Origin of the sequence: Hydrogenophaga aromaticivorans (genome assembly GCF_013387465.1) — a bacterium.
GTDB lineage: Bacteria > Pseudomonadota > Gammaproteobacteria > Burkholderiales > Burkholderiaceae_C > Hydrogenophaga > Hydrogenophaga aromaticivorans.
This window is the reverse complement of the sequence record NZ_VYGV01000028.1, coordinates 37,201-56,843: the sequence shown is the minus strand read 5'-3', so window position 1 is coordinate 56,843 and position 19,643 is coordinate 37,201. Positions and strand designations below refer to the sequence as shown.

The 19,643-nt window shown below is 67.1% G+C and carries 14 protein-coding genes; 6 read left to right on the top strand and 8 right to left on the bottom strand.

Annotated elements, in window-relative coordinates; translation table 11 throughout:
- Window positions 1-178 precede the first annotated feature (178 nt).
- On the top strand, window positions 179-1,990 hold the full coding sequence (locus tag F3K02_RS25530) for a sensor domain-containing diguanylate cyclase (RefSeq protein WP_177139295.1): 1,812 nt from the start codon (window positions 179-181) through the stop codon (window positions 1,988-1,990).
- Here F3K02_RS25530 and F3K02_RS25525 read toward each other — a convergent pair.
- On the bottom strand, window positions 1,939-5,001 hold the full coding sequence (locus F3K02_RS25525; protein WP_177139294.1) for a transglycosylase domain-containing protein: 3,063 nt from the start codon (window positions 4,999-5,001) through the stop codon (window positions 1,939-1,941). The two genes, F3K02_RS25530 and F3K02_RS25525, sit on opposite strands and share 52 nt — an antisense overlap.
- Window positions 5,002-5,134: 133 nt before the next feature.
- On the opposite strand from F3K02_RS25525, the gene F3K02_RS25520 reads away from it, so the two are divergent.
- A complete protein-coding gene (locus F3K02_RS25520) occupies window positions 5,135-7,444 on the top strand; it encodes a penicillin-binding protein 1A (RefSeq protein WP_177139293.1) in 2,310 nt (769 codons plus the stop codon).
- Window positions 7,445-7,513: 69 nt separating this feature from the next.
- On the opposite strand, the gene F3K02_RS25515 is transcribed toward F3K02_RS25520, so the two are convergent.
- From F3K02_RS25515 to F3K02_RS25500, 4 genes are all read right to left on the bottom strand, one after another.
- Window positions 7,514-8,494 (bottom strand): NAD(P)H-dependent flavin oxidoreductase, encoded by a 981-nt coding sequence (locus F3K02_RS25515; RefSeq protein ID WP_177139292.1) that lies wholly within the window; start codon window positions 8,492-8,494, stop codon window positions 7,514-7,516.
- A gap of 89 nt (window positions 8,495-8,583) precedes the next feature.
- Window positions 8,584-10,374: an acyl-CoA dehydrogenase gene (locus tag F3K02_RS25510; protein ID WP_177139291.1), complete on the bottom strand. Its 1,791-nt coding sequence runs from the start codon at window positions 10,372-10,374 to the stop codon at window positions 8,584-8,586.
- An 81-nt stretch (window positions 10,375-10,455) separates the two neighbouring features.
- Window positions 10,456-11,388 carry an electron transfer flavoprotein subunit alpha/FixB family protein gene (locus tag F3K02_RS25505; protein WP_177139290.1) on the bottom strand — a complete coding sequence of 311 codons (933 nt, stop codon included), beginning with the start codon at window positions 11,386-11,388 and terminating at the stop codon, window positions 10,456-10,458.
- 37 nt (window positions 11,389-11,425) lie between these two features.
- Window positions 11,426-12,175 (bottom strand): electron transfer flavoprotein subunit beta/FixA family protein, encoded by a 750-nt coding sequence (locus tag F3K02_RS25500; protein WP_177139288.1) that lies wholly within the window; start codon window positions 12,173-12,175, stop codon window positions 11,426-11,428.
- A 363-nt stretch (window positions 12,176-12,538) separates the two neighbouring features.
- Between F3K02_RS25500 and F3K02_RS25495 the strand changes: the two genes are divergently transcribed.
- From F3K02_RS25495 to F3K02_RS25485, 3 genes are all read left to right on the top strand, one after another.
- Window positions 12,539-13,555 (top strand): TRAP transporter substrate-binding protein, encoded by a 1,017-nt coding sequence (locus F3K02_RS25495; RefSeq protein ID WP_177139286.1) that lies wholly within the window; start codon window positions 12,539-12,541, stop codon window positions 13,553-13,555.
- A 100-nt stretch (window positions 13,556-13,655) separates the two neighbouring features.
- Window positions 13,656-14,165, top strand: coding sequence for a TRAP transporter small permease (locus F3K02_RS25490; RefSeq protein ID WP_177139284.1), 510 nt, complete (start codon window positions 13,656-13,658; stop codon window positions 14,163-14,165).
- On the top strand, window positions 14,162-15,454 hold the full coding sequence (locus tag F3K02_RS25485) for a TRAP transporter large permease (RefSeq protein ID WP_177139281.1): 1,293 nt from the start codon (window positions 14,162-14,164) through the stop codon (window positions 15,452-15,454). The genes F3K02_RS25490 and F3K02_RS25485 overlap by 4 nt, the downstream gene beginning before the upstream one ends.
- A 19-nt stretch (window positions 15,455-15,473) precedes the next feature.
- Here F3K02_RS25485 and F3K02_RS25480 read toward each other — a convergent pair whose 3' ends face one another.
- The 3 genes from F3K02_RS25480 to F3K02_RS25470 all read right to left on the bottom strand — a co-directional run bounded on the left by F3K02_RS25480 (window position 15,474) and on the right by F3K02_RS25470 (window position 18,656).
- The gene (locus F3K02_RS25480) at window positions 15,474-16,775 is read right to left on the bottom strand and encodes a mechanosensitive ion channel family protein (RefSeq protein WP_177139279.1); all 1,302 of its coding nucleotides are present in this window, start codon (window positions 16,773-16,775) and stop codon (window positions 15,474-15,476) included.
- Window positions 16,776-16,924: 149 nt separating this feature from the next.
- On the bottom strand, window positions 16,925-17,710 hold the full coding sequence (locus F3K02_RS25475; RefSeq protein ID WP_177139277.1) for an enoyl-CoA hydratase: 786 nt from the start codon (window positions 17,708-17,710) through the stop codon (window positions 16,925-16,927).
- On the bottom strand, window positions 17,703-18,656 hold the full coding sequence (locus F3K02_RS25470) for a histone deacetylase family protein (RefSeq protein ID WP_177139275.1): 954 nt from the start codon (window positions 18,654-18,656) through the stop codon (window positions 17,703-17,705). Before F3K02_RS25470 ends, F3K02_RS25475 begins: the two co-directional genes overlap by 8 nt.
- Before the next feature lie 26 nt (window positions 18,657-18,682).
- On the opposite strand from F3K02_RS25470, the gene F3K02_RS25465 reads away from it, so the two are divergent.
- Window positions 18,683-19,603 (top strand): AAA family ATPase, encoded by a 921-nt coding sequence (locus tag F3K02_RS25465; RefSeq protein WP_177139274.1) that lies wholly within the window; start codon window positions 18,683-18,685, stop codon window positions 19,601-19,603.
- Window positions 19,604-19,643 lie beyond the last annotated feature (40 nt).

Sequence of the window (19,643 nt, the reverse complement as noted above, 5' to 3'; positions counted from 1 at the left end):
TAGGCGCCGGGTGAAGCAGAGGGGGAATGGCACGACGGTTGTGGACGGCGCGAGGCTGGGATGAACGCACGATCCAAGCCGGCGCCCCGCAACGGATGATCCTGCCACAACGTTCAACGGCTGCTGGTGGCCGATGGAAGGCCCTGCTCCCCGACCCCATCCCGATAACATAGCGGCAATGTCCTTCCAGACCCCTTTCCTCCATGTCCTCGCGCGCTCGATGCTGCTGCTGGCGCTGGCCATGGGGTTGCTGGGAACGGCACGCGCGGCCGGGGACACGCGGGGCGCCACCGCCCAATCCCGCTTCTGGATCGACACCACCGGCCAGGCCAGCGTGGACGACGTGGTCCGGCTGCCGGTGGACCAGTTCCTGCCCATGGCGCAGCAGCGCAGCTTCACGCTCGGCGACGGCGCGCTGTGGCTGCGGCTGGAGTTGCCCGCGCTGGACCCGGCGCAGCGCTGGTTGCTCATGCTCGATGGCGCGGCCTTCACCGATCAGGCGAGCCTGTTCCAGTCCGATGCGGCCGCTGGCTGGCGGGCGCAGCACGCGGGCGACCGGCTGCCGGTGGCGCAATGGTCGATCCCCGACCGGTCGCCGGTGTTCGCGCTGAACGACACGGCAGCGCCGCGCACGGTGTGGCTGCGGCTGGCGAACAAGCCGGCACCGGTGAGCCCGCGCACCGACCTGTTGACCGCCGACGAGTTGCAGCACAAGCGCTCCTGGACCTTTCTGCTGGTGGGCGGCTACCTCGGCTTTGGCTTGCTCGTGATGTTCCTGGGCTGGGTGCACGCGCGGCTCTACGGCGACCGCGCCTTTGTGGCCTACGTGGTCTACGTGGCCTGCATGCTGGGTTTTCAGACGGCCTTCACCGGCCTGGGCGGCCTGTTCTTCTGGCCGCAGTGGGCGGCGTGGAACAACGCAGCGCCGGCGGTGTTCATGCTCTGGCTCACGGGCTCGGGGATCTGGTTTGTGCGTGAGGTGTGCTCCCTGTCGCGTTACCACCGCGGGCTCGACCGCCTGGCGCTGGCGTGGTCGGTGTTCGGCCTGCTGTACCCGGCGGCCTACCTCACGCTGCAGAGCGCGCCGGCGCTCGCCGTGCTGAACCTCTACGGCCTGCTCTCGGTGTTGCTGAGCATCGGGCTGTGCCTGTGGGCCTGGCGCCAGGGTGAACGGTATGCGGGCTGGATGGCGCTGGGTTTTCTGCCGGTGCACCTGGGTTACCCGTTTCCGGCACTGCGTGCGGCCGGCGTGTTGCCCGACAGCTGGGGCGCGCAGTACGCGGTGCTGATCGGTTCGGCGATCGAGATCCCGCTGCTGCTCTACATCCTGCACCGCCGTGCGAAGGACTTCAGCGAAAACCGGGCGCGCCTGCGTGCGCTCGATTCCACCGACCCGCTGACCGGTCTGACCATCGTGCCGGTGCTGAACCTGCGGCTGCGCGACGCGATCCGCCGCGCGCGGCGCTACGGTCACCACTGCGCCCTGCTGCTGGTGGAGCTGTCCAACCACGCCGACCTCCGCCTGCGCCTGGGGCAGGACACGGGCGACCGCGCGCTGGTGCTGGCGGCGGCGCGGCTCACGCGCGTGATGCGCGATGTCGACACGGTGTGCCGCGTGACCAACACCCGTTTTGTGATCCTGGTGGAGGGACCCCAGCGACCGGAGCACCTCAAGCTGCTGGCGCAGCACATCGTGGCCAAGGGGCTGGAGCCTGCGTCCATATTGCCGGACGACGCCACGCTGCGGTTTCGCCTGGTGTCCACCCTGCTGCCGGCCGACCGCGAGATCGCCACCGAGGAAGATGAGCGCGTGGAGGCCCGGCGCACGCTGCAGCGCCTGCACCGCGCGCTGGACGAACTGGCCGACGACCCGCGCAAGGCGGTGTTGCACCTGCCGCGCGAGCAGCCGGTGAATCCGGCGCTGGCGGAAACCCCGGGTCAGGACGACGGTGCGATCGGGCAGCCGTTGCCGGACGCCGCATCCAGATAGGGCATCAGGGTCGGCCCCAGCGACCCCAGGACCTGCACCGGCAGGCCCGAGGTGAAGCGGTAACGCGCGGCATCGGGCCCCACCACATAGGCGGTGACGCTGCCGAAATAGCGCGGACCGAGGTGAAAGACAAAGGTGGCGGTGCGGTTGAGCGCCAGCGTGGCGCGCCCGCGCACGACCACGCGGTTGTCGCCGGTGCCGGTCTTGCCGCCCGGGGACAGGTCTTCGCCACCCGGGGTGCGGAAGCTGCCGGCCAGGCGGCGCGCGGTGCCCCGCTCCACCACCTCGGACAAGGCCTGTTGCAGCGCCCGCGCCACCTCGGGCGTCATGACGCGTTCGCCCTTCACGGGCGCGTTCCCCAGGGCGGTGGACCAGGGGGTGCCGCTGGCGAAATGCACCCCCGTGAGGTGGCGGGTGGGCAGGCGCACGCCGTCGTTGAGGATGATGCCCATCAGCTCGGCGAGCGCCGCGGGCCGGTCGCCGGAGCTGCCCAGCGCCGTGGCCAGCGAGGGCACAAGGTGGGCAAACGGGTAGCCCAGCCGGGCCCAGTGCTGGTGGATGTCCAGGAAAGCCTCGACTTCCAGCAGGGTGTAGATGCGGTCGTCCTGCGCACTCTTGACGCGGGTGCGGAAGAGCCAGCCGTAGACCGCCTGGCGCTCGCTCTGGCTGGCGCTGATGGCCTCGCCCAGGGTCGCCGTCGGGTGCTGCAGGCGAAAGGCGACGAGCCAGAGTTCGAGCGGGTGCACACCGGCCACATAACCGCGGTCGGGCAGATCGAGGGCATCGGGCGCGTAGCGGCTGTAGAGGCTTTGCACGCGGGTCGCGTCGGGCGCTTTCTCGCCGATGCGCTCGCGCAGAAACTGGCCCAGCGCTTCGGGCGTTGCCGAGGGTTCAAGGTAGCGAAACACGGCGGTGAGGCGCTCGGGCGTGGGGCGCAGGCCTTCAAGCAGCACCGAACGCAGCTCGTCGGTGCTGCGCCGGTCGGTCTTGCGCCAGAAGCGGCGCAGGAAGGCCTGGCCTTCGCGGTCGGCGAAGCGGGCGAGATAGGCCTCGCGGCGCGGGTCGCTGTCGTCTTCGAGCAGCCGCGCGGTGCTGCCGGGCACCTGGTACATGGTGTGGCGCACGACTTCGCGCAGCACGCGCACGAACGGCAGGTTGATGGAGGCCTGCATGGCTTCGCGCACGGTGGGCCTGCGCGCGTCGTCGTCGTCGTTGAAGTTGTTGAAGCTGTGCACGCCGCCACCGGTGAAGAAGCGCTCGCCGGGATCGGCCGAAAAGCGGCGCTCCAGGGCGGCGAGCAGCATGGCGTCGAGGCTGCGGTCCTTGGCACTGGCGAGGTGCTGCACGGCCCAGCGGGTGAGCGTGTCCTGCCGGTCGAAAGCGGTGGCGCGCAGGGCCTTCGGCTCCAGCGGGGCCAGGCGCGCGTGCAGCCCGGCCACCAGTTCCAGGTAGGTGGCCAGCACACGCAGCTTGGCGGTGGAGCCGAGTTCGAGCTTGCTGCCTTCGTTGATGTCCAGCGGCTGTGTCGTGGTGTCGGTCTGCACGCGCACCAGATTGCCCTGGGGCGTGCGCTCCAGCAGGGTGAAGCTGTAACGCACCGCGCCCAGCGATGCGGGCTGCAGCAGGCGCTCGCCCATGAGGCCCTGCGAGCGGGCAAAGGCCGGATCGGTGAGGCGACCCAGGTAGGCGCTGACGGTGTCCTGCAGCTCGCCGTGCAGCGTGGTGTCGAGGGTGGCGTCAATCCGGTCGAGGCTGTAGAGCGAGGTGTCCAGCCACCCGGCCAGGCGGCTGCGCGCGGCGGTGCTGCCCTTGCCATGGCTGGTCGGCATCAGCGGTGGGTGGCGGACCATGTCGCGGAACACCAGCCGCTGCCGCAGGGCGGCGTCGCGCCAGCCGGTGTCGATGAGGCCTTCGGCGGCCAGCAGGCGCAGGTAGGCGTCGGTGGTTTCGTCGAGGTCCTTGCGCCCCTGGGCGAGGTACCAGGAGGGGCGGCGGTGCGCCACCATGAGGGCCACCACCTGGCGCAGGACCTGGCCACGCTCGGTCTGGTTCTCGTTCAGGCCCGGCCCGGGCGTGAGCAGGAAGCGCGCGCGGTCGAGCTCGGTCCCGAACCACACCCACAAGCCATCGGCCAGCCCGTGCACCTCGCCGTGGCGCGGCGCGGCCGACAGCGGAACGGTGTTGAGGTAGTCGAGCAGGATCTGGCGCCGCACCGGCAGCGTGTCCTGTCCCTGCTGGTAGGCGCGCACCGCGGCCGACACCATCTGGTGCAGCTTCTCGCGCTCGTTGTGGGTGATGCCCCCGGGCGAATGGCGGAATTTTTCGATCTGCGTGGCCAGGGTGCTGCCGCCGGGTGTGTCGAACTCGGCGTCGATCCGGCTGCCGAGTTGCCCGAGCACGGCGCGCGTGAAGCGCACCCAGTCAACGGCCGGGTTCATCTGCGGCCGGTCGGGATCGAGCAGGTCGCGGTTTTCGATGAACAGCAGCGCCTGCGCGACCACCGGGGGCACGCTCCCCAGGCGATCGAACTGGCGGTAGGGGTAGCTGAAGCTGTGGATCGGCGTGCGGTGGCAGTCAAGCACGGTCAGGCCGGCCTGGGCCTTCTCGGCGTACGGGGCGTACAGGCCACGGTCCTGGTACGCGAGCAGGGCCTGGTTGTGCCGGGCCTGCGCGGTGACTTCAAAACCGCGGGCCTGGAGGCTGGCGACAAAGGCGGGAATGCGGGTGTAACCCAGGCGTTCGTCGAACGGGCCTTGTTTCGGAAACCGGATGTGGTCGCTGGGCCCGGAAGCCACCTCGAAACCGAGCGGTGCGGCGTAGCGGCCCAGCACCCAGGCCTGCAGACGGGATGTGCGCGCCTCAAAGGGCAACAGCACGGCGGCCGTGGTGCCCAGCACGAGCACCGCGGCAACGCCCAGCCACCACAGGCGAAAGCGCCCACGTCGCCCGGGTTCGGGGATGTGGTCGCTGGAGGCCTTGTGGCCGTTCTCCCTCAAGGGTTTTTCGGTCATGGGGGGCTCGATCTGCTGCATTGCAGCAATTGTGGGCCGTCAAGCGAGAAACCAGTGTGTCGAAAACCATGATGGCACATTCGGTTACGCCCCGTTCATCAGCGGCATACCCGGGCACAGGATAATCCTTCCCATGTCATTGCGTCATTCGCGCCGCCTGTTTCTCAGCCTGGCGCTCATCATCCCTGCCCCGCTGCTGCTGACCGCGTCGGTGGTTCAAGCGTCCACTTTCGATCTGCCGCCGATCGACCGGATCGTCAATTACCAGCCCAAACTGCCGCTGCAGGTGTTCACCGCCGACGGCGTGGAACTGGCGCAATTCGGTGCCGAACGGCGCGAATACGTGCCGCTTTCCCGCACGCCCAAGCGGCTGCAGGACGCCGTGCTGGCGGTGGAGGACGCTCGTTTTCGCGAACACTCGGGCGTTGACCCGAAGGGCATGGCGCGTGCGGTGGTGGCGGCGCTGACCGGGGGTCGCCGGCAGGGCGCCAGCACCATCACGCAGCAGCTCGTGCGCACCATGCTGCTCACGCGCGAGTTTTCGGTCGAGCGCAAGGCCAAGGAAATCGTGCTCGCCTTCAAGGTGGAAGACGCGCTCTCGAAAGACCGCATCCTGGAGATCTACCTCAACGAGATCTTCCTGGGCCAGCGCGCCTATGGTTTCGCTGCCGCCGCACAGACCTACTTCGGCAAGTCCATGGACCAGCTCTCGCTGGCCGAAACCGCGATGCTCGCGGGCCTGCCCCAGAACCCTTATTACGCGAACCCGGTGGCGAACTTCGAGCGCGCCGTGCAGCGCCAGCGCGTGGTGCTGCAGCGCATGCTCGCCGTGGGCGCCATCACCGAGCAGCAGCTGGCCGCCGCCCGCGCCGAAAAACTGAGCTTGCGGTCGCCCGGGCAACGCAGCGTGCACGCCGCCCACGTGGCCGAAATGGCGCGCCGCGTGGTGGTGGAGCGCTTTGGCACCGAGGCCTATTCCACCGGTCTGCGGGTCACGACCTCGTTGCGTGCGGCCGACCAGCGCGCGGCGCACGACGCGGTGCAGCGCGGCGTGCTGGCGTTCGACCGGCGCGGCAGCTGGCGCGGACCGGAAGGCCAGGAAACCCTGCCGTCCGGCAACGGCGCCGAGCTGGAACGTGCCGCGGCCGAAGCGCTGAAGGACCACCACGACGACGAAACGCTGCGTGTGGCCATCGTTGTGACGGCCAGCGCGAAAGAGGTGCGTGCCCAGCTGGCCACGGGCGAGCGCATCACCCTCCAGGGCGAAGGCCTGCGCTGGGCGCAGCGCGCGCTCCAGCCCGCGGCCAAGGCCCCGCTGAAGCTGCAGCGGGGCTCGGTGGTGCGGGTGGTCAAGAACGGCAAGAACTGGGCGATCTCGCAATGGCCCGAAGCCGAGGCGGCGCTGGTGGCGCTGGACACCCGCACCGGGCGGGTGCGCGCGCTGGTCGGTGGTTTCGACTTCACGCGCCAACCCTTCAACCACGTCACCCAGGGCTGGCGCCAGCCGGGATCGGCGATCAAGCCGCTGCTGGTGTCGGCCGCGCTCGAAGAGCGCGTGATGCCCGCCACCATCGTGGACGACCTGCCCTTCACCGCAGCCAACGGCTGGAGCCCGGACAACAGCAGCGGCAACTACAGCGGCCCGATCACGCTGCGCGAAGGCCTGGCGAAATCGAGCAACCTGGTGAGCGTGCGCGTGTTGCAGCATGTGGGCACCCAGCGTGCACGCGACTGGACCACCCGCTTCGGCCTGGACGCCAACCGCCAGCCCGACAACCTGACGCTGGCGCTGGGCACCGGCCTCGTGACGCCGCTGCAGATGGCGCGGGCCTACGCCACGCTGGCCAACGGTGGCTGGCGCGTGGAACCGGTGGTGGTGGAGAAGATCACCGACGCGCACGGCAAGGTGCTGTTTGAAGCGCCACCGCCGGCAGCGCTGACCGACGAGAGCCGCGCGATCCCGCAGCGCAACGCCTTCGTGATGGGCAGCCTGCTGAACGACGTGACGCGCACCGGCACCGCGGCCCGCGCCCAGGCGCAGCTCAAGCGCAACGACGTCTACGGCAAGACCGGCACCACCGACGATGCCGTGGACGCCTGGTTCACCGGTTACCACCCCACGCTGGCCACGGCCGTGTGGATGGGCTACGACAAACCGCGCAGCCTGGGCGGCCGCGAATCGGGGGGCCGGGCCGCCCTGCCGATCTGGATGGACTACATGGGTGCGGCGCTCAAGAGCGTGCCGGAGACGGCGCCGGCCGAGACCCCGGCCGGGCTGGTGTACGAGAACGGGGACTGGCTCTACAGCGAATGGAGCAACGGCGGCTGGGCCGAACGCATCGCCGACGACACCGGCGTGCAATACGCGCAGCCACCGGGTTTGCTCGAATCGTTCCGTCCATCGTCCTTGCTGGAGCTGATCCAGAACGCGATCAAGCCCTGATCAGGTCAAGCGTTCGCTGCATGCAAAAGGCCGACTCTGCAGTCGGCCTTTTTTTTGGTGCCCCGGGGTTCAGCCCATGCAGATGCGCGCCTTGGCCTCGGCGTATTCGCGCTTGAAGCGCGCCACCAGATCGGCCGCCGGCATCACCTCGCGGATCGCACCGATGCCCTGGCCGCAACCCCAGATGTCTTTCCAGGCCTTGGCCGCGTTGGCGCCTTCGCCGGTGGAGAAGTTCATCTTGCTCGGGTCGCTCTGCGGAAGATTCTCAGGGTCCATGCCAGCGTTTTTGATGCTGCCCTTGAGGTAGTTGCCGTGGATGCCGGTGTAGAAGTTGCTGTAGACGATGTCGTCCGAGTTGCTCTCGGTGATCATCTGCTTGTAGCCGTCCACCGCGCGCGCCTCTTCGGTGGCAATGAAGGCCGAACCGATGTAGGCGAAGTCGGCGCCCATGGCCTGCGCGGCCAGGATGGCGCCGCCCGAGGCGATGGAGCCTGAGAGCGCCACCGGGCCGTCGAACCACTCGCGGATCTCCTGCACCATGGCAAACGGGCTCTTCACGCTGGCGTGGCCGCCGGCACCCGCGGCCACCGGGATCAGGCCGTCGGCGCCTTTCTCGATCGCCTTGTGCGCGAACACGTTGTTGATCACGTCGTGCAGCACCACGCCGCCCCAGCTGTGCACGGCCTGGTTCACGTCTTCGCGCGCGCCCAGGCTGGTGATGATGATCGGCACCTTGTACTTGGCGCACAGGCCCATGTCGTGCTCCAGCCGGTCGTTGCTCTTGTGCACGATCTGGTTGATGGCAAACGGTGCTGCCTTGTTGTCCGGGTTCGCTGCATCGTGCGCGGCCAGGGCCTCGGTGATCTCGGCCAGCCAGTCTTCCAGCTGCGCGGCCGGGCGCGCGTTGAGCGCGGGCATCGAGCCGACCACGCCGGCCTTGCACTGGGCAATGACGAGCTTGGGGTTGCTGATGATGAACAGCGGCGAGCCGATCACCGGGAACTGGATGTTCTTCAGCACCGGGGGCAGGTAGCGTTGACGGGTCGTCATGGTGTCTCCGTTTTGGATCGAAAAGCTGGCTGGATTCTGGGTCAGCGAGCCCGGGAGCCCTGTCGCCGCAGCAACAGGGCCGGGTGTCCTTAGAACGCGTCGACCGCCATGGCAGTGACTGCGTCGGCACCTTCACAGATGCTGTCGCGCACACCTGGAACACGGCTCAGGATGTGGTCGGCGTAGAAACGTGCGGTGGTGATCTTGGCCTGCATGAAGGCGGCGTCGGTGCCGGCGGCCAGCTGGTCTTCGGCCACCAGCAGCGCGCGCGCCAGCTGCCAGCCCGCCACCACGTTGCCCGCGAGCATGAGGTAGGGCACGCTGCCGGCGAAGGCGGCGTTGGGGTTGCTCCGGGTGTTGGCAGCGATGAACTCGACCACGTCCACGAAGGCCTGACGCGCGGCCGAGAGGCGCTTGGCCACGACCAGCGCATTCACGCTGCCGCGCTGCACCAGCTCGGCTTCGGTCTTCTGAATCTGTGCCGCGATGGCCTTGGCGTTGGTGCCGCCGTCGCGCGAGGTCTTGCGGCCCACGAGGTCGTTGGCCTGGATCGCGGTCGTGCCTTCGTAGATCGTGAGGATCTTGGCGTCGCGGTAGTACTGGGCGGCGCCGGTTTCTTCGATGAAACCCATGCCGCCGTGCACCTGCACGCCCAGCGAGGTCACTTCCAGGCTCATCTCGGTGCTGTAGCCCTTGACCAGCGGCACCAGGAATTCGTAGAAAGCGGCGTTGTCCTTGCGGGCTTCGGCATCCGGGTGGTGGTGGGCCGCGTCGTAGGCGGCGGCAGCCACGGCGGCCATGGCGCGGCAACCTTCGGTGCTGGCGCGCATGGTCATGAGCATGCGCTTCACATCGGGGTGGTGGATGATGGGCGCGGCGGCGCTCAGGGAGCCGTCGACCGGGCGGCTCTGCACGCGGTCCTTCGCATAGCCCACGGCCTTCTGGTAGGCGCGCTCGGCGATCGCGATGCCCTGCACGCCCACGGCGTAGCGCGCGGCGTTCATCATGATGAACATGTATTCAAGGCCACGGTTCTCCTGGCCCACGAGGTAGCCGACGGCGCCGCCATGGTCGCCGTACTGCAGCACGGCGGTCGGACTGGCCTTGATGCCCATCTTGTGTTCGATGCTCACGCAATGCACGTCGTTGCGCGCGCCCAGCGAGCCGTCTTTGTTCACCATGAACTTCGGCACCACGAACAGGCTGATGCCCTTCACGCCCTCGGGCGCGCCGGTCACGCGGGCCAGCACGAGGTGCACGATGTTCTCGGCCATGTCGTGCTCACCGTAGGTGATGAAGATCTTGGTGCCGAAGACCTTGTAGGTGCCGTCGGGCTGCGGCTCGGCGCGGCTGCGCACGGCGGCCAGATCGCTGCCGGCCTGCGGCTCGGTCAGGTTCATGGTGCCGGTCCATTCGCCGCTCACCAGCTTCTCCAGATAGACGGCTTTGAGCTCGTCGCTGCCCGCGGTGATCAGCGCCTCGATGGCGCCATCGGTCAGCAGCGGGCAGAGCGCGAAGCTCATGTTGGCGCTGTTGAGGATTTCACCGCAGGCCGCACCGATGGTCTTGGGCAGGCCCTGACCGCCGAAGTCCACCGGGTGCTGCAGGCCCTGCCAGCCGCCTTCGGCGTACTGTTTGAAGGCTTCCTTGAAACCGGGCGTCGTGGTGACCTTGCCGTCGTGGAAGGAAGACGGGTACTTGTCGCCCTCCCAGTTCAGCGGCGCGATCACCCCCTCGTTGAGCTTGGCGCACTCCTCCAGCACGGCCTGCGCGGTGTCCAGGCCAGCGTCTTCAAAACCGGGCAACGCGGACACCTGGTCGATGCGCGCCAGGTGTTCGATGTTGAACAGCATGTCTTTGAGGGGTGCGACGTAACTCATTCGAATGTCTCCAGAGGTTCTTCGGGAAGTACAGATACAACAAGGGCATCGCGAACGATGCCCTTGCCGGTGATGCGGTGCTTACAGCGCCTTGATCAGCTCGGGCACTGCGGTGAACAGATCGGCCTCCAGCCCGTAGTCGGCCACCGAGAAGATCGGGGCCTCGGGGTCCTTGTTGATCGCCACGATCACCTTGGAATCCTTCATGCCGGCCAGGTGCTGGATGGCGCCCGAGATGCCGCAGGCCACGTACAGCTGCGGCGCGACGATCTTGCCGGTCTGGCCGACCTGCCAGTCGTTCGGGGCGTAGCCCGCATCGACCGCGGCGCGGCTCGCGCCCAGGGCGGCACCGAGCTTGTCGGCCAACGGGGTCATGACTTCGTTGAACTTCTCGGCGCTGCCCAGCGCGCGGCCACCCGAGACGATGATCTTGGCGGCGGTGAGTTCGGGGCGGTCGCTCTTGGCGATCTCGCTGCCCAGGAAGGCGCTCTTGCCGCTGTCGGCTTGCGCTGCCTGGGTTTCCACGGCGGCGCTGCCACCGGTGGCAGCGGCCGGGTCGAAACCGGTGGTGCGCACGGTGATGACCTTGGTGGCGTCGGTGCTCTGCACGGTGGCAATCGCGTTGCCGGCGTAGATCGGGCGTTCAAACGTGTCGGCGGCGATCACCTTGGTGATGTCGCTGATCTGGCCCACGTCGAGCTGGGCGGCCACGCGCGGGGCGATGTTCTTGCCGCTGGCGGTGGCCGGGAACAGGATGTGGCTGTAGTTCGAGGCGATGGCCAGCACCTGGGCGGCCATGTTCTCGGCCAGGCCGTGGGCCAGGTACTCGGCGTCGGCGTGGATGACTTTGGACACGCCGGCGATCTGGGCGGCGGCTGCGGCGGCCGGGCCCGCGTTGTGGCCAGCGATGAGCACGTGCACTTCACCCCCGCACTGGGCGGCGGCGGCGACGGTGTTGAGCGTGGCGCCCTTGAGGCTGGCGTTGTCGTGTTCGGCAATGACGAGTGCGGTCATGTTCTGTGTTCCTCTGGATCGTTGATGTCAGCGGTCTTCAGATGACCTTGGCTTCGTTCTTGAGTTTTTCGACGAGCGTTGCGACGTCCGGCACCTTGATGCCCGCACCGCGCTTGGGCGGCTCGCTGACCTTCAGGGTCTTGAGGCGCGGGCTCACGTCCACACCGAGATCTTCGGGCTTGACGATGTCCATCTGCTTCTTCTTGGCCTTCATGATGTTGGGCAGCGTCACGTAACGCGGCTCGTTCAGGCGCAGGTCGGTGGTGACGATGGCGGGCAGCGTGAGGCTCAGGGTTTCCAGGCCGCCGTCGACTTCGCGGGTCACGTTGACCTTGCCGTCCACGACTTCGACCTTGGAGGCGAAGGTGCCTTGCGGCAGACCCGCCAGCGCGGCGAGCATCTGACCGGTCTGGTTGCAGTCGTCGTCGATCGCCTGTTTGCCCAGGATCACGAGGCCGGGCTGTTCCTTGTCCATCAGCGCCTTGAGCAGCTTGGCCACGGCCAGGGGCTGCAATTCTTCAGACGTCTCAACAAGGATGGCGCGGTCGGCGCCGATGGCCATGGCGGTGCGCAGGGTTTCCTGGCACTGCGTGACGCCGCAGGACACGGCGATGACTTCGGTGACGACACCCTTCTCTTTCAGGCGCACGGCTTCCTCGACCGCGATCTCGTCAAACGGGTTCATGCTCATCTTGACGTTGGCCAGGTCCATGCCGGACTGGTCTGCCTTGACGCGCACCTTGACGTTGTAGTCCACCACGCGTTTGACGGGGACGATGACCTTCATATTCGGTTGCTCCTGATGGTTGTGAGAACGAAAGGAAAAAAGAGATTCAAGTTGACGTATACGTCAATCAAAGGATTGTATGCCCGCCCCGCCAACGGGCCGCCCGGACGCAGAAAAGAACGCTGCACCGTCAAAAAACGAACGATCGTGCTTTTTCTGGATTATAGGCGAGCCTTCCAGCGCCGCCTACCCAAAACCCCCACAGACCGCTCGCCAGCGTCGCCCGGGCGATTAACCAACCAGACGGTCGGCTAATCCGGGTAAGTCTGGAGAAGAGAAAGCCGGGTCTTCGCCTATAGTGAATTCTGAGTGATTTACTTATATTTCGAAACCATATTCACCCACCGCCCGAGGAAACGTTTCATGAAACTTCGCCACGTGTTCGCTGCCGCCCTGTCCACCACACTGCTGTCCAGCGGCCTGGTTTCCGCCCAGACCGTGTTCACCGTGTCCAGCTGGCTGCCACCCACCCACACCCTGTCCACGGTGCAAAAGAACTGGTGCGACATGCTGGAAAAAGAAAGCACCGGCCGCATGAAGTGCAACATCCTGCCCAAGGGTGTGGTGGCGGCGCCGGGCACCTTTGATGCCGTGCGCGACGGCCTGGCCGACATTTCCTACACCGTGGACGGCTACACCCCGGGCCGCTTCATCAACACCCAGGTGGCCGAATTCCCCTTCCTGGGCGACAACGCGGTGCAGACCTCGGTGGCCTACCAGCGCATCTACAGCAAATACTTCGCCCCGCTGGGTGAACACCGCGGCGTGAAAGCCCTGGCCGTTTTCACGCACGGCCCCGGCATCATCTTCAACAGCAAGAAACCGGTCACCAGCGCCGCCGACGCGGCATCGCTGAAGTTCCGCATCGGTGGCGGCAACATCAACGAACTCTCCAAGGCCATGGGCTGGAACACCACGCTCAAGGCGGCGCCCGAGTCGTTCGAGCTGCTGTCCACCGGCGTGATGGACGGCACCTTCTTCCCCGACGAATCGGTGGCCTCGTTCAAGCTCAGCATGATCAAGCACGCCACCACCTTCCCCGGCGGCCTCTACAACACCAGTTTCGTGTTCATGATGAACGAGGGCAAATACAAGGCACTGTCGCCGCAGGACAAGGCCGTGGTCGACAAGCTCTCGGGTGAAGTGGCCGCACGCATGTTCGGCGAAGGCTGGGACAAGGTGGACGCGGCCAGCCGCGACGGCGCCCAGAAGGCCCAGGGCGTGAGCCGCATCAAGGCCGACCAGGCCTTCGTCAAGGCCGTCATGGACAAGCAGGACTACCTGGAAACAAAGTGGGCCGCGAGCGCGCAGGTCAAAGGGCTCAAAGATCCGAAGCAGGTGCTGGCCGAATTCCGTGCTGAAATCGCCAAGGTGAAGTAAATCCCGGTCAGCCGGCCGGAAATGGCCGGTCAGCCCCCGTGGGCCGATGGAACAGCTACCCTGCTGCCCATCGGCCCACTTCACATGCAGAAAGCACAACATGCACAAAACCCTCGACCGGTTGCTGTACTGGTCCACCGGCGTCATGGCAGCCATGGCGCTGTTCTCCATCATGTGGCTCACGGTGATCGACGTGATCGGTCGCAAGTTTTTCGACAACTCGGTGCCCGGCGGGCTGGAGCTCACCGAAATGCTCATGGTGGTGGTGATATTCGCTGCCATGCCGCTCGTCTCCTGGCGCGGCGAGCACGTGGTCTTTGACACGCTCGACGCGCTGATTCCGGACTGGCTGCGCTCGATACAGGCCCGCGTGATCCACCTGATCTGCGCCGGCACGTTCGCCTTTCTGGGCCGGCTCATGGTGATGCGGGCCGAGCGCTTTGCCGAATACGGCGACACCACGGTGCACCTCGCGATGTCCATCGCCCCGGTGGCCTGGCTGATGGCGGGCCTGCTCATGCTCACCGGACTGGCCCATCTGCTGCTCGTGTTCGTGCGTGCGCCCACCAGTGGTCACGTGCCGGTTGAAGCCCAAGGAGCGTCCACATGATCGAAGCGTTGCTGGGTTTTCTGGGCGTCTTTGGCCTCGCCTTCCTGCGTGTGCCGCTGGCCGTGGCGATGTCCATCGCCGGCCTCGTCGGATTGGGTCTGATGCGAGGCTGGCAGCCGGCCTACGCCAGCACCAGCCAGGTGATTTTCGAGACCGGCTTCCACTACGTGCTGTCGGTGATCCCGCTGTTTGTGTTGATGGGCAATTTCGTCGCCCGCGCCGGCATGGCCAAGGAACTGTTCACCGCCGCCAACGCCTTTGTGGGCCACAAGCGCGGTGGCCTCGCCATGGCGAGCATCATCGCCTCGGGCGGTTTCGGTTCGATCTGCGGCTCGTCCATCGCGACCGCGGCCACCATGACACGCGTGGCCTACCCGGAGATGAAGGCCCACGGCTACAAGGACACGCTGGCCACCGGCGCCATCGCCTCCGGCGGTACGCTGGGCATCCTGATTCCGCCGTCCACCATCCTCGTGATCTACGGGATCATCACCGAGACCGACATCGGCAAGCTGTTCATCGCGGGCATCCTGCCCGGCATCGTGGCCATCACCTGCCTGTGCCTGGGCGTGGTCTTCGTGACCTGGCGCGATCCCGCGGCCGGACCACCGGCCGAGCGCTTCACCTGGGCGCAACGCTTCGCGGCCATCCGCGGCATCTGGGGCGTGGCCATGCTGTTCGGCCTCGTCATCGGGGGCATCTACGGTGGTGTGTTCACCGCGACCGAAGGGGCCGGCGTGGGTGCGGCGGGTGCCTTCCTGTTCGCGCTGCTGCGCGGCACGCTGCGCCCGCGTGTGCTGCTGGACATCCTGGTGGAGAGCACCCGCACCACCGCCATGCTGTTCATGATCCTGATCGGCGCGATGATCTTCACCAACTTCATCAACTTCACCAGCATGCCGGGCGACCTGCGCGACTTCGTGCTGCAGTTCAGCCCCCACCCCATCATGGTGGTGGTGATGATGATGGGCATCTACCTGCTGCTGGGCATGGTGATGGAAGAACTGGCCATCGTGCTGCTGACGATTCCGGTGTTTTTCCCGGTGATCACGGGTCTGGGCTTCGACCCGATCTGGTTCGGCATCCTGATCGTGACCATCGTCGAGATCGGCATGATCTCGCCGCCGGTGGGCCTCAACCTCTTCGTCATCAGCTCGCTGCTGCCCAACGTCAACCTGGGCACCATGTACCGCGGTGTCTGGCCGTTTGTGGCGGCCGACATTGTCCGGCTGGGCATCCTGATCGCATTCCCGGCCATTGCGCTGTGGCTGCCGGGGTTCATGGGCTAGGAGCCTGCCGCGCAGGCGCCTAGGCTTCAGGACGGCGCTTCAGGTGCAAGACGCGTTGCGGGTACGGGATCTCGATGCCGTGCTCGCGCAGTGAACGCAGGATCGCCATGTTGACGTCCGAACGCAGATTGAGCTGACCGTTTTCGGGGTCGGCGATCCAGTAGCCCAGCGTGAACTCCAGCCCGTCGGCGCCAAAGGCCGAGAGTGCGGCACTGGGCGCCGGGTCCTGAAGCACCCGCGGCTGTGCCACCGCCGCATCCGCCAGCAGGCGCCGCACCAGCTCCACGTCGCTGTCATAGGCCACCGACACGGTGGTGGACTGCCAGACCCGGGCGTCGGCGAGGGACAGGTTCTCCACCCGGTTGGTGATCAGGATCTCGTTGGGCACGATGGACTCGCGCCCCGTCGCCGAGCGGATCAGGGTGTAGCGCGCCTTGATGTCGCTGATGCGGCCCTCGAAGTTGTCCACCTTCACGTTGTCGCCGATGCGCATGCTCTGCTCGGCCAGGATCACGAAACCGCTCACGTAGTTGGACGCCAGCTTCTGCAGACCCAGACCGATGCCCACGCCGATCGCGCCACCCAGCACCGAGAGCGCGGTGAGGTCGATGCCCACGGCCGAGAGTGCGAAGATCAGGCCGAGGAACATGAGCACGGCGCGCGTGGCGTTGCTGACGGCCTTGCGCAAGGAGAGCTGGCCGCCCACGGCCGACTTGAGCAGGCGCGCCTCGATGGCGGCCGAAATCCAGAGGGTGACGATCAGCACCGCGCCCGCGGTGAGCGCCCCTTCGATCAGCGTGCGCAGGCTCAGCGTGGATGCACCCATCTTCCAGTGGATGGCATCGAGTTCGCTCAGCACCAGGGGCAGCAGTCCGCTGACCCAGAGCACCATGGCCAGCCAGGCCAGCCAGGAAATGGTGCGCTCCAGCAAGCGCACCCAGGGCGTGCTGCCAAATGCCACCTGCAACACCTTGACGCCGACGCGGATGACCACCAGCGAGACCAGCACCGGGATCGCCACCTTGAACACCGCCAGCGGCACCACGGTCAACAACAGCGCGCGCGCGATGTACCCCAGCACGAGCAGCAGCAGCGGGAACATCGCGCCGTCGAACAGCTTGCGGCCAAACAGCACCGACGATTTTTCGTCCCGCATACCCAGGGCCCGACGCAAACCCGACGCCAGCCCCCAGGCCAGCAACACACAGAACGCCAGCGCGGCGAACTCAAACCACACCGTGGTCTGGGTGAAGCCGGCCAGCCAGGCCTGCAGGTCGTCGATGGGGGGTGGCGAGGCGGGGGGAGAGACGGTGGAAGTCATGCAATGTCACTGAAGGAGAAATGTCCGATCCCAGAACGCCGCGGAACCGATATTGCCAGGCCGCAGGCGTTACCCCGTGGTGGGCTGTGCGGCTGGGTGTATTGCCGGTTTGACGCGGCAATCCGGGGCGCAGCGAACCAGCACCGGGGCTACCAGTTCGGCGCGCGCTTCTCGATGAAAGCCTGCACGCCCTCCTGGGCCACGTCGTGCGCCATGTTGCAGGCCATGGTCTGGCCCGCGAGCTGGTAGGCCGATTCCATGCCGGTTTCGAGCTGGCGGTAGAACAGCGCCTTGCCCATGGCGATGGCCTCGCGCGGCTTGGCCACGATGCGGTCCACCAGCGCGGCCACTTCGGCGTCCAGCGCCTCGGCCGCCACCACCCGGTTCACCAGGCCACGGGTCTTCGCTTCGTCGGCTGAAATGAAATCGCCGGTGAGCAGCATTTCCATCGCCTGCTTGGGCAGCATGTTGCGCGACAGGGCCACGCTGGGCGTGGCGCAGAACAGGCCGACGTCGATGCCATTGACGCCGAACGTGGCGGCCTGCACGGCCACCGCCAGGTCGCACTGCGCCACCATCTGGCAGCCCGCCGCCGTGGCCAGGCCCTGCACCCGCGCGATCACCGGCACCTCCAGCTTGCGGATGCTCATCATCAGCTTCGAGCAGGTGGCGAACAGCGCCTGGTAATACGCCAGCTCGGGCCGGGCCTTCATTTCCTTCAGGTCGTGCCCGGCGCAGAAGGCACGGCCGTTGGCCGCGATCACCACGGCGCGCGCTTGCGGGTCGGCCGCCACCGCGTCCAGCGCGGCCTGCAGCGCGCCCATCATGGCTTCGCTCAGCACATTGAAACTGCGTGGTGCGTTCAGCGTGAGCGTGTGCACGCCACGCGCATCGCGGTGGCTCAACAGCAGATCGGTGTTCGGGGTTTCAGACATCGGCCAGCACCCTCAGATGCGCTTCCACGCTGCGCGCGAGCGCGCTCAGGTCGTAGCCGCCTTCGAGGCAGCTCACGATGCGGCCTTTGGCGTGGCGCTGCGCCACTTCCTTGATGCGCTGCGTGATCCACGCGTAGTCGTTTTCCACCAGACCGAGCTGGCCCATGTCGTCTTCGCGGTGGGCGTCAAAGCCGGCGCTGATGAAGATCATCTGCGGCTTGTGGGCGTCCAGCCGGGGCAGCCACATCATGTCGATCAGCTCGCGCACGTCCATGCCCTTGGTGTAGGCCGGCACGGGCAGGTTCACCAGGTTCGTCGCCGTCGAATGTTCGCAGGGCGGGTAGAACGGGTGCTGGTAGAAGCTGCACATGAGGATGCGTTCATCACCGGCCACGATGTCTTCGGTGCCGTTGCCGTGGTGCACGTCGAAATCGACGATGGCCACGCGCTTGAGGCCGTGGCGCTCCAGCGCGTACTTCGCCGCCACCGCCACGTTGTTCACGAAACAGAAGCCCATGGCCTGGTTGCGTGTGGCGTGGTGGCCCGGCGGGCGCACGGCGCAGAAGGCGTTGGCCAGTTCACCGGCCATCACGGCGTCGGTGGCGTCGATGGCGGCGCCCGCCGCCACCAGGATCGCATCCCAGGAGTGGATGTTGATGGACGTGTCCGGGTCCACCTGCGCATGGGTCGGGCCGCCGGCCGCGATCTCGTCGCGCAAGCCGTCGGACAGGCCGCGCAGCGACGCCAGGTGCATGCGGCCGTGGGCCAGTTCCATGTCGGCCAGCGAAGCCGCCGTGGCCTCGCGCCGCTCCAGCGCGGTGTCGAGCCCGGTGATCAGCAGACGGTCCTCGATCGCATCGAGCCGCGCCGGGCATTCGGGGTGCCCCGCGCCCATTTCGTGTCTCCAGCAATCCTTGTGGGTGAAATAACCTGTTGCCTGGCTCATCACATTTTTACGTTAAGGTTCACGGCATGCATGCCGACGAAAAAATCCACCAATTACTGAACCAGCTTAACACGGTGATCGTGGGCAAAAGCCCCCAGGTTTCCGACTGCGTGGCCTGTCTGCTGGCGGGTGGACACCTGCTGATCGAAGACGTTCCCGGCGTGGGCAAGACGACGCTGGCGCACGCGCTTTCGCGCTCCTTCGGGCTGCAGTTTTCACGCGTGCAGTTCACCGCCGACCTGATGCCGAGCGACCTGGTGGGCGTGTCCATCTACGAACGCGGCCGAGAGGGTTTTGTGTTCCACCCGGGCCCGGTGTTTGCCCAGGTGCTGCTGGCCGACGAGATCAACCGCGCCAGCCCCAAGACGCAGAGCGCCCTGCTCGAAGCCATGGAAGAAAAGCAGGTCACGGTGGAAGGCGCCACGCGCGCCCTGCCCCACCCCTTCTTCGTGATCGCCACCCAGAACCCGCACGACCAGCTCGGCACCTACGCCCTGCCCGAATCGCAGCTCGACCGTTTCCACATGCGCCTCTCGCTCGGCTACCCGGACCGCGCCGCCGAACGCGAACTGCTGCGTGGCCAGGACCGGCGCGACATGCTGGAACACCTGCAGCCGGTGCTGACCCCGGCCGACCTGGCGCGGCTGCAGCAGAACGTGGCCGACGTGCACACCGCCGAACCGGTGCTGGAGTACCTGCAGGACCTGGTGGCCGCAACCCGCTCGGGCCGCTGGTTTGCGCAAGGCCTGTCGCCGCGCGCTGCGCTGGCCGTGGTGCGCTCGGCCAAGGCCCAGGCGTATCTCAATGGCCGGGACTACGTGGCGCCCGACGACATTGCTGCCATCCTGCCGCAGACCGTGGCGCACCGCTTGATCCCGGTGAGTGATGCGGGCCGAGGTGCGGTCGAGCAGGTCCGGGCGATGGTCGAGGCTACGCCGCTTCCATGAACCACCCCCGCCGCACTGTGCGCGACCCCCTCAAGGGGGC

Bases quoted from the DNA above. Each gene is read 5' to 3' on its own strand.
- F3K02_RS25520 (WP_177139293.1), top strand. From the start codon at position 5,135: ATGTCATTGCGTCATTCGCGCCGCCTGTTTCTCAGCCTGGCGCTCATC.
- F3K02_RS25475 (WP_177139277.1), bottom strand. From the start codon at position 17,710: ATGTCTGAAACCCCGAACACCGATCTGCTGTTGAGCCACCGCGATGCG.
- F3K02_RS25465 (WP_177139274.1), top strand. From the start codon at position 18,683: ATGCATGCCGACGAAAAAATCCACCAATTACTGAACCAGCTTAACACG.
- F3K02_RS25480 (WP_177139279.1), bottom strand. From the start codon at position 16,775: ATGACTTCCACCGTCTCTCCCCCCGCCTCGCCACCCCCCATCGACGAC.
- F3K02_RS25530 (WP_177139295.1), top strand. From the start codon at position 179: ATGTCCTTCCAGACCCCTTTCCTCCATGTCCTCGCGCGCTCGATGCTG.
- F3K02_RS25500 (WP_177139288.1), bottom strand. From the start codon at position 12,175: ATGAAGGTCATCGTCCCCGTCAAACGCGTGGTGGACTACAACGTCAAG.
- F3K02_RS25490 (WP_177139284.1), top strand. From the start codon at position 13,656: ATGCACAAAACCCTCGACCGGTTGCTGTACTGGTCCACCGGCGTCATG.
- F3K02_RS25495 (WP_177139286.1), top strand. From the start codon at position 12,539: ATGAAACTTCGCCACGTGTTCGCTGCCGCCCTGTCCACCACACTGCTG.
- F3K02_RS25505 (WP_177139290.1), bottom strand. From the start codon at position 11,388: ATGACCGCACTCGTCATTGCCGAACACGACAACGCCAGCCTCAAGGGC.
- F3K02_RS25515 (WP_177139292.1), bottom strand. From the start codon at position 8,494: ATGACGACCCGTCAACGCTACCTGCCCCCGGTGCTGAAGAACATCCAG.
- F3K02_RS25485 (WP_177139281.1), top strand. From the start codon at position 14,162: ATGATCGAAGCGTTGCTGGGTTTTCTGGGCGTCTTTGGCCTCGCCTTC.
- F3K02_RS25525 (WP_177139294.1), bottom strand. From the start codon at position 5,001: ATGACCGAAAAACCCTTGAGGGAGAACGGCCACAAGGCCTCCAGCGAC.
- F3K02_RS25510 (WP_177139291.1), bottom strand. From the start codon at position 10,374: ATGAGTTACGTCGCACCCCTCAAAGACATGCTGTTCAACATCGAACAC.
- F3K02_RS25470 (WP_177139275.1), bottom strand. From the start codon at position 18,656: ATGAGCCAGGCAACAGGTTATTTCACCCACAAGGATTGCTGGAGACAC.